This is a genomic window from Franconibacter sp. IITDAS19 (assembly GCF_023079515.1).
Taxonomy (GTDB): Bacteria; Pseudomonadota; Gammaproteobacteria; order Enterobacterales; family Enterobacteriaceae; genus Franconibacter; species Franconibacter pulveris.
In genome coordinates this window covers 198275-212112 of the sequence record NZ_JALJCP010000002.1, presented here as the reverse complement: position 1 = coordinate 212112, position 13838 = coordinate 198275, and the positions used below count along the sequence as shown (strand labels likewise).

Below are 13838 nucleotides of genomic sequence, written 5' to 3'. Positions count from 1 at the left end.
AACATTGTAATCTGCCGGTCAGCTTTTTTACGCCTGCGTTGGGCGAGGATAGCGTTCATTAACCCAGAAGGAGAATACGATGAACATGAAAACTCTGACGGCGATGAGCGCCGCCCTGATCCTGACCGGCGCTTCGCAGGTTTATGCCGCCGAACCCGCCAACCTGCTGAGCGTCCACGTGCTGAATGAACAGACGGGGAAACCTGCCGCAGGCGTGGGCGTTACCCTTGAGCAAAAAACCGAGGGGAAATGGGTGCAGCTCAACCACGCCACGACGGATAACCAGGGACGAATCAAGGCGCTGTGGCCCAACAAGCCGGCGGCGAGCGGCGATTTCCGCGTCGTGTTTGAAACCGGCGCCTGGTTTGCTTCTCATCAGCAGCAAAGCTTCTTCCCGGAGATCCCGGTGATGTTCCACATCGATAACCCACAGGAGCACTACCATATTCCGCTGCTGCTGAGCCAGTACGGCTATTCTACCTATCGCGGCAGTTAAGCTATTCCCGGCAACCGGCCCTGAAGGGCGGGGCCGGTTGCCGGAGTTCGCCTCGCTTAACCTTCCCGCGTCTCGCTGCTTTCTTTGCGCGCCCCGCCAATCCTGCATCCATGGTCTATGATTGATGTTCGTATGCTGCCTGGATCCGGACAGTCGGGCACCGCTTCAACACCACTTCTCCAGGGAACCGCTTCCTTACAGGCAACCCAGGGGGCGACGCCCCGTTACGGCATCCGGATCGCACTACACGTTTACGCTACTGGAGCTCGGCATCCGCACCCGCAGATGTCGTGCATTGCTCACTTTTGGGTTAAACGAGGCACTGAATGGAGTCCAGATCATTCCTTAAGAGTTGGGGGGCCGACTACGAGGCCGACGGTGTTGTGCGCTTTCGTCTGTGGGCGCCAGGCCAGGAGCGCGTGACGCTCAGGCTCGCCGGTACCGACCACATCATGCGCAAAAGCGAAGAGGGCTGGTTCGAGGCGCGGGTGACCGACGTTGAACCGGGCACGGAATACCATTATGTGCTGGCCGACGGCATGGCGGTGCCAGACCCCGCTTCCCGGGCGCAGAAGGCGGATGTCAACGGGCCTTCGCTGGTCATCGACCCGGCCCGTTACGAATGGCAACACCGCCAGTGGAAAGGACGCCCGTGGGAAGAGACGGTCGTCTATGAAATGCATATCGGCACCTTTACCCCAGAGGGAACGTTTAAGGCCGCGATGGCGAAATTGCCTTATCTGGCGGAGCTTGGGATAACCATGATTGAAGTGCTGCCGGTTTCCCAGTTCGGCGGCGAACGCGGATGGGGATATGACGGCGTCTTGCTCTACGCGCCGCATTCCGCCTACGGCACGCCTGATGATTTTAAAGCGTTTGTCGATGCCGCCCACGGCTACGGGCTTTCCGTGGTGCTGGATATTGTGCTTAACCACTTCGGCCCGGAAGGAAACTATCTGCCGCTGCTGGCGCCGCAGTTTTTCCATGAGGAGCGGATGACCCCCTGGGGTCCCGGCATCGCCTATGACGTGGACGCCGCGCGTCGCTATATCGCCGAGGCGCCGCTCTACTGGCTGAAAGAGTACTACCTGGACGGCCTGCGCTTCGACGCCATCGACCAGATTGAAGACACGTCGGAAAAGCATGTGCTGATTGAGATTGCCGAACGCATCCGCGCGGCCGCCCCCAATCGTTACATTCACCTGACCACCGAAGATAGCCGCAACGTCACCTTCCTGCATCCGCGTGAAGAAAATGGCGCGGTGCCGCTCTTTACCGGCGAATGGAACGACGATTTCCACAATGCTATTCACGTGCTCGCCACCGGCGAGACGCAGGCCTACTACCAGGACTTCGCCGAAGCGCCGGAAAAGCTGGTGGCCCGCATTCTCACTGAAGGGTTTGCCTATCAGGGCGAAGTCTCTCCACAGACAGGTAAAAAGCGCGGCGTGAAGAGCGCCGGACAGCCGCCGGTCGCCTTTGTCGACTTTATTCAGAACCACGACCAGACGGGCAACCGCGCGCAGGGGGAGCGTCTGATTTCGCTCGCCGGTCCTGACCGCACCCGCGTACTGCTGGCCACGCTGCTGTTCACGCCGCATATCCCGCTGCTCTTTATGGGCGAGGAGTATGGCGAGACGAACCCGTTCCTCTTCTTTACCGATTTTCACGGCGAGCTCGCCAAAGCGGTGCGGGAAGGCCGCGCGAAAGAGTTTGAAGGCCATGGCGATTTTGAAGACGAAAGCGTGCCGGACCCGAACGCGCAGAGCACCTTTATGGCGTCGAAGCTCGACTGGAAAAAGCCGAACGGGGAAGGGAAAGCCTGGCTCGATTTCACCCGCCAGCTGCTGGTGTTGCGTCATCAGCATATTGTACCGCTGCTGGTCAGGGCGGGCGGTCATTCCGGCACGGTGCTGAAAACGGCGAAAGGCTTTGTGGCGGTTAGCTGGACCTTCCCGTCAGGCACACTCTCGCTGGCCATGAATATCGGCGAACAGTCGCAGCCGCTGCCCGAGATGCCTGGAGAGACGATTTTCGCCTGGCAGGCCGCGGGCAGCGAACTGCCGCCAAACGCGATTATTGTCCGCCTTGCTTCGGGAGACGCCGCATGATCCCAACTTCTACCTATCGTATTCAGTTTCGCAACGGCATGACGTTCGACCGCGCCGCAGCGCTTGTTCCGTATATTAAACGGCTCGGCATCAGCCATCTTTATGCTTCGCCGATTTTTACCGCCACCGCCGGCTCCACGCACGGCTATGACGTAACCGACGCCAATGAAATCGACCCCGCCATCGGCGGCCGCGAAGGGTTTGATCGGATGGTCAACGCGCTGAAGGCGGCGGGGCTGGGGCTGATTCTCGACATCGTGCCGAACCATATGGCCGCCTCGCTTGAAAACCCGTGGTGGCGCGACGTTATTGAAAACGGGCAGCAAAGCCGCTACGCCCGTTATTTTGACATTGACTGGACGCGGCGTCTGACGCTGCCGTTCCTTGGCGACACGTTTGAGGCGGTGCTGGAAAACGGCGAAATCAGCATTAAGCCCGACCCGCAAACCGGCAAACCCGCCTTCGCCTACTATGAAAGCTACTATCCGCTCACGCCCACCAGCTGGCAGGGGCGCGAAGAGACCGTGCTTAAGATGACGGATAAAGCGCAGCTTGCGGCGCTGCATAACCAACAGCCTTACCGGCTGATGTCCTGGCGCGACGCGCCGCGCGAGCTTTCCTACCGTCGCTTTTTTGAAATCACCGGGCTTGCCGGGGTGCGCGTTGAAGATAAAGCGGTGTTTGACGATTCGCATCGGCTGATTCTTGAGCTGGTGCGCTCCGGCGCGGTGGACGGGCTGCGGGTGGATCATGTGGATGGTCTGGCCGATCCGAAAGGTTATCTGGAGCTGCTGCGCCAGGAGGCGGGACCCGACTGCTACATCACGGTTGAGAAGATCTTAGGGGAGGGTGAACAGATCCCATCCGACTGGCCTGTCTCCGGCACCACCGGCTATGAGTTTATCGCCGCGCTCTCCGACGTGCTGGTGGATGGCGATAAGCTTGGCGACCTGCGCAAGGCTTATGAAGAGGTGGTGGGCAAGCCGGTGAATATGAAAGCGGAGCTGCGCGATGCGAAGCTGCTGATGGCGGACCGCAATTTCGAAGGGGAATTCACCACGCTGCTGAAGCTTGCGCTCGCTATCGGACAAACCGAGAGCGTCCCGCTGGAGGAGCAAGCGGTACGCGCGGCGCTGCGCGAATTGCTGGTGGCCTTCCCGGTCTACCGCACTTACGGCACGGTGAATGGCCTGCCGGCTGAAGGACATGCGCTGTTGCAGAAAGTGGTCAACAAGGTGAAGGCGAGCGAGAACGCGCCGCAGCCCGCCGCACTTGATTTCATTACCCGTATTTTCAAAGGCGAGGTGGCTGAAGCGGCGGTGAACAGCGCCGCCACGTTCCGCACCCGCTTCCAGCAGTTGACCGGCCCGCTGATGGCCAAATCGGTGGAAGATACGCTCTTCTTTCGCCAGAACATGGAGCTGGCGCTGAATGAAGTGGGCGCCGAGCCGCTGCCGCGCACCTTCTCCGTTGAGCGTTTCCATCGGGAGATGACAGCGCGGCTGACGCATCAGCCCGATGCGCTTTCCGGCACCTCGACCCACGACACTAAACGCGGCGAGGACGCGCGAGCGCGGCTCTATACGTTAACCGAAGCGCCGGAGCGCTGGGCAGACTGCGTCGCCCGCTGGCGGCAGATGAATCAAACCAAAGTGGTCTTCCTGAATGACGGCACGGCGCCGAAAGGGGTGGATACCTGGATGCTCTACCAGGCGCTGGCGGGCGTCTGGCCCGCGACGCTTGCGCCTGGCGACGAGGCGGGGCTGAAAGCGCTTGAAGAGCGGTTCCTGCAGTTTGTCGAAAAGGCGCTGCGGGAGGCAAAGCTGCGCACCGACTGGGTGGACAGCAATGACGCCTATGAAAACGTGGTGCTGGATTACGCCCGCCATCTGTTGTCGCCAGCGAATCAGGACTTTTTGCAGGATTTCGCCCGCTCGCTGCAACCATTCATTAATGCCGGGCTGGTTAACAGCCTGACCCAGACGATGATCAAGCTGACCGCGCCCGGCGTGCCGGATATCTACCAGGGAAGCGAAGGGCTCAATTTCAGCCTGGTCGACCCCGATAACCGGCGCGAGCCCGATTTCGCCGCGCTGACGCACTGGCTCGATGAAGAAGCCAGCGCCTCCTGGCTTAGCGAAGAGGCCTGGCTTAGCGGCGAGCTGAAACAACATGTCATCGCCAGAGCGCTGCGCTTACGGCAACAGAAACCCGCGCTGTTTCGTCGCGGCGACTATCTGCCGCTTTCAGCGACGGGCAATCGCGCGGAAAACGTTATCGCTTTTGCGCGCGCCAGGGAGAGTGACGCGCTGATTGTCATCGCGCCGCGCCTGGTGCTGGGCGTGCTGGAAGGCCGCCTTGCCGCGCCGCATGCGGAGCTGTGGGCGGATACCGAAATCGCCTTGCCCGCTACGCTCGCGAACCGCCGTTATCACGACATCCTCAGTGGAAAAGAGGTGGTTGTAACTGACCGGATAGATGTGCAAACCCTCAACGGTTACGCTTCTGCCATACTTATAACTGTCTAACTTTGTTGCTTTTAAAGATGTCATGTATCGCTGCTGTATATGAAAGCTCTGCACATCCATGGAGAAGAATGCATGTCACACGGTAAGCCTTTTGAAATAACGTCAGGGTATAGCCATCGTCTCGGCGCCAATTACGACGGCGAAGGGGTTAACTTCGCGCTTTTTTCAGCGCACGCGGAGCGCGTTGAGCTCTGCCTGTACGCGCCGGACGGTAAAACTGAAATTGCCCGTCTTGAGCTTCCGGAATATACCCACGAGGTGTGGCACGGCTATGTGCCGGGGCTGAAGCCCGGCGCGCTTTACGGCTATCGCGTTCACGGTCCTTTCGAACCGGAGAATGGTCATCGCTTTAACCCTAATAAACTGCTTATCGACCCATACGCACGCGAGCTGGTTGGCGATATCGAATGGAATGAAGCCCATTTCGCCTATGATTTGCTGCATGAAGATAAGGACTTAACCTTTGATACCCGCGACAGCGCGCCCTATACGCCGAAGTGCCGGGTTATCGACCCGGAGGCATTTGACTGGCAGGACGACAACCGCCCCTCCATTCACTGGCCGAACTCAGTCGTGTACGAGACCCATGTGAAAGGCTTCACGCAGCTTAACCCGGCAATTCCACCAGAGCTGCGCGGCACGTTTGAAGGAATGGGGCACAAGGCGTCCGTTGATTACATTAAAAGCCTTGGCATTACCTCCGTAGAACTGCTGCCGGTACACTGGTTCCCGGACGATCAGCATCTGCTTGATAAGGGACTGAAAAACTTCTGGGGTTATAACTCGCTCGGCTTTTTCGCGCCGGCTTCACGCTATTACGGCCCGCGAGGCATTCAGGGATTTCGCGACATGGTGCGCGCTTTCCATGATGCCGGTATCGAGGTGATCCTGGATGTGGTTTATAACCACACGGCGGAAGGCAACGAGCTTGGCCCGACGCTGTCGTTCAAGGGGATCGATAACTTCTCTTATTATCGCACCATGCCCGACATGCACCGTTATTACATTAATGACACCGGCACCGGCAACACCGTCAACACCTCGCATCCGCGAGTGCTGCAAATGGTGATGGATTCGCTGCGCTACTGGACCGAGTCGATGCATATCGACGGCTTCCGCTTTGACCTTGGCACCATCCTGGGCCGCGAGCCGGAAGGCTTTGACCAGCGCGGCGGCTTTTTCGACGCCATCACGCAGGACCCGGTGCTTTCACGCGTGAAGCTGATAGGCGAGCCCTGGGATATCGGTCCGGGCGGCTATCAGGTGGGTGGCTTCCCGCCAGGCTGGGCGGAGTGGAACGATAAATACCGCGACACGGTGCGCGAATACTGGAAGGGGGACAATGTCTCTTCCGAATTTGCCGCACGTCTGCTGGGTTCCGGCGACCTCTACGACCAGCGCGGTCGCCGCCCGTGGGCAAGCGTCAACTTTATTACCGCGCATGACGGCTTCACGCTTAACGATCTGGTCTCTTATAACGAGAAACACAACGACGATAACGGCGAGGACAATAACGACGGTCATAACAATAACCGCTCCTACAATTATGGCGCCGAAGGTCCAACGGAGGATGAAGGCATCAATGCGGTGCGCGAACGGCAAAAACGTAATTTCCTCGCCACGCTGTTCTTCTCACATGGCACGCCGATGCTGCTGGCGGGCGATGAATTCGGCCGCAGCCAGATGGGTAACAATAACGGTTATTGCCAGGACAGCGAGATTTCCTGGGTTCACTGGGAAAACCTGCCGGAGAGCGCCGAAACGCTGCGCGAATTTACCCGCCAGGTTATCAAGCTGCGTGCCGAGCAGCCGCTATTGCGGCGTGAAAACTGGCGCGATGGCATGGTCATCGAATGGTTCAACGCAGGCGGCGGCTATCAGCAGGCGGAGCAGTGGGATGAAGGCTCGACGCTCGGCGTTTATATCGGTCGGCCCGATCTGCAAAAAGAGGAGGGCATCTGGCACGATGTGCTGATGCTGATAAACCCGTATGAAGGCACCGTGCCGTTTCGCATTCCTCAGTTGGGCGAGGGCGGCTGGGTGCTGGAGCTCAGCACCTCAGATAATGCGAAACGCGGCATCGTCATTAATAAAGAGAAAGATTTTGAACTTGAAGGCCGCAGTCTGGCGCTATTCAGAAGGCCATAAGTAAACGATAAAGACAGGATGCCAGATAATGCTGAGACAGGTTATCTGGCTTTTTTTCGCCTGCTTTATCCGTAGCAAGGAAATAATAAAGCGCGTCAGGATAATATTTGCAGGCCACAACCACAAATTTATCATTATTTTTAAACGCAGAAACAGAAACGCATTCATGAAACTGGATTTCAGTCTTTTTATCTTAAAAAAACAGCTTTAAATACAATAAGTAAAATTGCAGAAAAACATCCCTTAAAAAAACAAAGCCAGCAGGTCATTTTCCCCGAATAATACGAAGCGCGGGCCATGTCTCGCTTATCATTTTATTCCTACTACTATTGAATAGGGTTGCTCTTCTTTAATAAACGAATCGCGAACGTTTTTTAACCGTACGTGAAGAAGTGGAGAGTCATTATGTTCGATAAACACACACATTCAGCCAGAGAACCAGACGGCGAATATCGGGTGGATAATTACGGCGTTCCGTTAAAGCGAATTTCCTGGAGCGCGGTTTTTGCCGGCGTGATCGTTTCCATCGTTATTTACCTGTTACTCGCTATCCTGGGTACGGCAGTGGGCACTACCACCATCGATCCGATGGAGGAACAGAATCCCGTAGAGGGCATCGGCATGGGTGCGGCGATATGGGGCGGGGTAAGCATGCTTATTTCTATCGCCGTCGGGGGCTATGTGAGCGGCAGACTGGCGCAGCGTGAAGGCGCGTTGCATGGGCTTTTAATGTTTGGCGTAAATACGCTGATTTTTACCTGGCTGTTAGTGACCATCGCCAGCAGCGCCGTGACCGGCACCATGAACGTGCTTGGCACCGGGTTACAGGCAGTCAGCAGCGGGGCGAAAGCGCTCGCGCCGCAGGCGGTTGAAATGGCGAGAGATAAGCTCGCTGAAAACAATATCAACCTGGACAACCTGCAAAACGAACTTGAAACCACGCTAAGGCAAACCGGTAAGCCGGAGCTGCAGCCGGAAGCCTTACAAAACCAGGCGCAGGGGGAAGTAAACAACGCGCAGAACCAGGCGGCGGGCGCGGCTCAACCGCAACAACAAGCGCCAGGCGCTGGCAACACCGATCTGGCGAATTTCTTTAAAGGCCTCGTGGAAAGGAATCAGGCGACATTCCAGGCTGCCGATCGCGAAGCGCTGAAAAATATCATTCAGGCGCGCACGGGTAAAACGGATGCCGAAGCGGAACAAATCGTGAATCAGACCGAGCAAAATTATCAGGCTGCTCGCGCGAAATATGAAGAGCTGAAACAGCAAGCCGAACAGAAAAGCCGTGAAATGGGTGAGAAAGCCGCCGCCGCCACAGCCAAAGCGGCGTGGTTTGCTTTCTTTATGATGATTGTCGAAGCGGTGCTGGCAGGCGTGATGGGCATGGTTGGCCGTCGCACGCAACCGCGGCCGGTCACCAGTGAGCAACGTCCGGGCAGATAAGGCGCAGTGAATGGCTACGCCGGGCTGCACGCCCGGCGTAACGATCAGCAGCGGGTGGTGTCAATCCACAGAGAGGTATAGTCAGGCATACATTGCGGGCCGCATTTGACTCCCTGAACGGAATCAGGGTAGCGCAGGGTAAAATTTTTCAGATACAGCGGCGTGATTATCTCATGACGAATAGCATGCCTTAATAACATGATAAGCAGGGCGCGATGATGGGAGACATCGCCCATCGCCGAACGTTGCAGCATCGCCCCGATGAGGCGCTGCGTTTTTACAGGCCAGAACGCTTTCACCATTCTGCTGTGCCGCCAGCGCTCTTCAACCGTGAAGACGGCCGCACGGCGGCTGCTAAGATAGCCCAGCGCTATATCCATATGTTCCCAGTTCTTTCCGGGAGCGTGCCAGTGCCCATTGTAGATGGGCGTCAGCGCCAGGCGGCAACCCCTACGGCTCAGGTTTCTGGCTAGCGCATCGGCAAACTTGTCCGTATCCGGCGTGCTTAAATAAGCCATCGAAAGAGAAGGCGGCAGAGGGGCCGGGCTAAAGCTGCTGGCGGAGGGCAGGGTAAGCCAATCTGGAACAGGCAGGATATCCGCTTCTGCTTCGATTGTGGATTGCGCGATGCTTCTGGCGATATGCAACACCAGCGCCCGCTGCGGCGGCGTCAGCGCAGCGCGCTTAAGCTGGTTGAATGTCATAAAGGAAAAGATATCGGCGGATGAGAGTGTATTAACTGGCTCAGCCCGCAGCTTAGAACGCGGCGTTTCCATATTAATGAGCCCCCAGTCGTCGGCTCTGCGCAGCTGTGTTTCTACCGTAACGGTGGCGGCCAGCGGTTTCTCACCGTACCAGAAAGCGAAACGCGCCAGCTTTACGCACTCGTCAGTATGCTCAATGACTCTGAATGGCCCCAGACCTACGGTTGGCTCTTCAGGATGCGCCAGCGAACAGGCCGGGTGAGCAAGGCGATGCAATAGCATTTCATCCGGTTGGGTTAAGTGAAAGACAATGAGTTGATCGTTGGCCGTTATACGTTCGACATAGGGGAGCAGCGGCGTTCCCGCCAGACGTTGTAACTGGCTTAGCAGTTGTGCAGCGCTTACGCTTTGCTCGTTGTGCCAGACCAGCCCCTGACGAATATAGAATCGCCAGCTCAGGCCATCGTCGGATTTTATATTGTGGTGAGCTAAAGCAGGGACAGGATCGGTACAGCCATGCGGAAAACGCATTACGCCGACATGCACCATACGCATCAGATGACGCCTGTAGTGCACGGCAAAAAACGCCGGAACAATTGCCGGGATCGGGCGAGGGGAGGAAAGCGTAAAATGATAACCTTCGGGCGCAGCGGAAAAAACCACGCTTTCACTGGCGCTGGTATGAGGAGAAGAAAACCACGGATGGAGTTTTTCTTTGAGCCCATTGTCATCCAGCATGCACTGGATCTGGCTCATTTTGCCCCTGCCTGGCAATGAGGACCAGTTGATCCAGCCTCGTTGCTTCATCTCTTTTAACAGTGTGCGCGTGTACCGTGGCGTACAGGCAAGCACCTCTGCGACGTCCTGGAGTAAAACATCGCATCGCCTGTTCTGATACTGCTTCAGTAACCTTTCATATTGCCTGGCTAAACGCGACATTTTTGCGTTAAGCGAAACGGAAGGGCATTGCCCGGTCACATAAACACCCCGTTAGGTTTTCGTTAAGATTTTACTTAGCGCGGTTAATTAATTGACTTCAAAAGAGTATAGCCTCCAGACAAATTAACACAATCGCAGATTAATAAGGTGGGCTTTTTTGGGTATATATTTTCGAAATATTTACACCTTCGATAATCAAATAGCAGTACTGTTAACACGCATTAAACATAATTATAAAAACCATACATCATCACAACATTTAAGGCTGAATTTATCTGTAAAAAAAGAGTTTAACTCTATTTAAATTAAATAAACTAGATGATAAAACCGGATATCTCTGTTCAGTTAGCACTAATGCAAGATATCTGCTTTAATAAATTCATATTTCCCTAAACAATTCAATGAGTTACCAATTAAAAATATATTATGGGTTTTATTGGCAAAACAGGATCCAGCCTTTACAATTGGCCTTCTTCAAAAATGGTTCAAAAAATACACAGGCGAAACAGTTAAAAGGAGGCAATAAGTCGCACGACTAAAAAGCCGTTTAAATGTTTCATTCATTGATTCGCTCCTGTGACAGTGTCAGGGCAGCTTTTGTCTGCTTATAATTGTGCATGACTGATGTAAATTATATGAGACCACAAAAAGAGATTTTTATTCCTTATATTTTGCTAATTATTTCATCGCTTTCTTTACTGTGCGTTTTTTATTTGAACGCCACCGAGTATGCAAGAATCAAAGATCTCCTGAGAACCTCTATCTTGCAACATCGGGAGCTCGAAAGAGAAATATCCAGCAGCATGCTTCTGCTCTGTGCGGAAGAGGCGAGTAAGCGCACTGAAGATCGGCAAATGGGCCCAACGCAGCCGCACGTTCGTCGCCAGATCTCCTGCCGTCATATGCAGGATGAATATGCACGAATATTTAAAGCCAAACACGTCAATGAAGTTAAAGTGCATGAGATAGAGGAAAGCCTACAAGCGTTGCATGGCATCAACCTGGTGTTTTTGCTGCTTTTACCGGTGACCTTCGCAGTCTGGCGCACCGTGGTCTATATCCGGCTGGTGCGCGAACGCAAAAAGCTCTATATCGATTCGCTCACCGGAGTTTATAACCGTCGGTACCTGGAGCGGACGGTCATGGAATATGAGCCTGACTATCTGGTCATGCTGGATTTGGACGATTTTAAGCAGATAAATGATACCCATGGTCACCTGGTAGGCGACGCGATTCTTATCTCGTTTACCGAGCAGTTGCGCAAGTCTTTACGGGAGACGGATATCATTATTCGATTTGGTGGCGATGAGTTTATCGTCCTGCTTTATTGCATTGAGTTTAACGATGCCAGAACGCTGGTGGAGCGGCTCCGTTATATTTCACGGCACTCGATTGTCGCTAAAAATGATCAGCGGATCGCGTTGCCGACTTTCTCGGTGGGGCTGGCGAAGTATGAAGTTTCTGTTGAGAATACCATCCAACGCGCCGATGCAAGTTTATATAAGGTAAAACAAGCGGGCAAAAATGGTTTTAGCGCCGCAAACTGACCTCATTGAAAATACGTACCAGACCTGTGCTGCCAGCAACGGCAGCACAGGCGCGTCAGAGGGAAAGTCATCAATTTGCAGGAAAGTAGAAATCAATCGTTGAAGATTACCGATTAGCGTACCCATCCTTTATGAGTGGTTTAAGAATGAACTTACATAATAAGTTTAAACTAAATACGCCTACGCTATTTAGAATGTTAGTTGCTACAACCATTCTGGTTTTGATTGCTAACTATACCATAATAAAATTCCAGGCCAGAGAGCAGATTGCTTACACAAAACAGATCCTCAGACATTCAGAATCTGTATCTACTCAGATTCATGAATCGCTCAACAGGGTGGTAGAAGCTAACATCAATAACTGTAATGATAGCAACATCAACAGGTTAAGAGAGATCCTCCTCGATTATCAGGACGTCATTGATGTTGGCATTACGCATAAAGGTAAGGTTATTTGCACGGCGGGATGGGGGCTTTTTGACAAAAGCAGAGGCTATGTGAAAGAGGAGTATTCGACTTCTGACGGCTATATCTTTGACGGTTCAGACAACAATTTTCATAATAAAAAAATCCATGTAGATGCCACAATCTATAAAACCGCCATTGCTTTTACCTCTCCGTTTGCCTTTAAGAAAATAAAAGAGATGTATCCACAATTTGATGTGGTTATCTCAACTCATAAAGGACGGCATGATTTTTTAATCTTGCCCGGAACGCATCATGGCGGCGCAGGTTTCGCTGTTAATAATGCGGTGCATGCAAAAATTTGCAGCAAAACCTTCGATCTCTGCGTATTAACCCGTAATGGGATGGTAGGGTTCTTATCACTGGATCCGCTTCATCAGGCGCTTGTCGTTTTGATTTGTCTCTTACTTGGCGTATTTTTATCGTGGTTTGCTTATTTCTACCTCAACTCCAGAAAAAGCTTCGAATATCGTTTAAAGAAAGCTGTCCAGGACGAACAACTCTATCTGGAGTATCAACCTGTCGTCAGGATGAACGATGAGAAAATCGTCGGCGTTGAAACGCTCATCCGCTGGCAGGATAAGCTGTACGGCAAAGTCTCACCGGAGCTTTTTATCGATGTGGCGGAAAAAATAGGGGTATACGGACAAATTTCTGAGTTTGTTATTAAGCGGCTCACTGAAGAATTGTCGCATTATCTCACACGTAACAGTAGCTTTACCGTCTCTATCAATATCGGTGGCTACGAGATAGAGCATTGTAATTACATAAATTATCTGTATGAGCAGTGTATTCAATACCGGATCAAGCCGTCGCAGATCAAAATTGAAATTACGGAACGAAGCACATTACCGCATGACGTTATTGCGGATTTTTCGCGGCGCGCCAGAGCGAAAGGGTTTTGCGTATCGATAGATGATTTCGGAACAGGGACAGCCAACCTTATCTGGTTAACCGAGATTGATTTTGACGAGATTAAAATTGATAAGTTTTATGTGAAAGGCTTGCAGGAGGAGTACAAGCGCAACATCCTGACATGCATTTCGGGCCTGGTCATCGGCATTGGCGCGCAAATTGTCTTTGAAGGCGTGGAAGATATTGTTGAACTCAATTATCTGAAAGGCCATAACGAGAACGCTTATGCTCAGGGATGGTTTTTTTACAAGTCCATGAACATTGATGAGCTTTGTCAGAAATTGAATGCGGCATCGCACGATTGACCGACGTCGGTGCTGGAGAGAGCCAGGGCGTTAACGGCGGCACTTACAGAAGCGGCACGATGGTTCTTTCGAACCGCGGGTAAAAGCTGCCGTTTACTCATCACTGATACAGCAGGGCAGGAGCACGCATGGCCGGGTCGGTTGATAAACTCAGAGTCCAGTCCTTAAACGCCAGGCCATGTCAGCTCGAAAAAGTAAAGGCGGCATACAGGGATAGACGGGGCGCAGCAGCATACG

Annotated in this window: 8 protein-coding genes; 7 read left to right on the top strand and 1 reads right to left on the bottom strand. The window is 53.6% G+C overall.

Annotated features, from left to right (window positions below; genetic code table 11):
- The first annotated feature begins 103 nt into the window (after nucleotides 1–103).
- From uraH to MT962_RS06890, 5 genes are all read left to right on the top strand, one after another.
- Nucleotides 104–496 (top strand): hydroxyisourate hydrolase, encoded by a 393-nt coding sequence (gene uraH, locus MT962_RS06910; protein ID WP_028019925.1) that lies wholly within the window; start codon nucleotides 104–106, stop codon nucleotides 494–496.
- A gap of 326 nt (nucleotides 497–822) precedes the next feature.
- Entirely contained in the window at nucleotides 823–2607 is a 1785-nt protein-coding gene (gene treZ, locus MT962_RS06905; protein WP_048888468.1) for a malto-oligosyltrehalose trehalohydrolase, read from the top strand.
- Nucleotides 2604–5135: a malto-oligosyltrehalose synthase gene (gene treY, locus MT962_RS06900; RefSeq protein WP_247365251.1), complete on the top strand. Its 2532-nt coding sequence runs from the start codon at nucleotides 2604–2606 to the stop codon at nucleotides 5133–5135. Before treZ ends, treY begins: the two co-directional genes overlap by 4 nt.
- 72 nt (nucleotides 5136–5207) lie before the next feature.
- The gene (glgX, locus tag MT962_RS06895) at nucleotides 5208–7283 is read left to right on the top strand and encodes a glycogen debranching protein GlgX (RefSeq protein ID WP_247365249.1); all 2076 of its coding nucleotides are present in this window, start codon (nucleotides 5208–5210) and stop codon (nucleotides 7281–7283) included.
- Between the two features lie 405 nt (nucleotides 7284–7688).
- The gene (locus MT962_RS06890) at nucleotides 7689–8726 is read left to right on the top strand and encodes a TIGR04086 family membrane protein (RefSeq protein ID WP_024560215.1); all 1038 of its coding nucleotides are present in this window, start codon (nucleotides 7689–7691) and stop codon (nucleotides 8724–8726) included.
- Between the two features lie 44 nt (nucleotides 8727–8770).
- Here MT962_RS06890 and MT962_RS06885 read toward each other — a convergent pair whose 3' ends face one another.
- A complete protein-coding gene (locus MT962_RS06885; protein ID WP_281732665.1) occupies nucleotides 8771–10369 on the bottom strand; it encodes an SgrR family transcriptional regulator in 1599 nt (532 codons plus the stop codon).
- A 635-nt stretch (nucleotides 10370–11004) separates the two neighbouring features.
- Here MT962_RS06885 and MT962_RS06880 point away from each other — a divergent pair.
- Nucleotides 11005–11916 carry a GGDEF domain-containing protein gene (locus tag MT962_RS06880; protein WP_160170547.1) on the top strand — a complete coding sequence of 304 codons (912 nt, stop codon included), beginning with the start codon at nucleotides 11005–11007 and terminating at the stop codon, nucleotides 11914–11916.
- Nucleotides 11917–12062: 146 nt separating this feature from the next.
- On the top strand, nucleotides 12063–13601 hold the full coding sequence (locus tag MT962_RS06875; RefSeq protein WP_247365245.1) for an EAL domain-containing protein: 1539 nt from the start codon (nucleotides 12063–12065) through the stop codon (nucleotides 13599–13601).
- Nucleotides 13602–13838 lie beyond the last annotated feature (237 nt).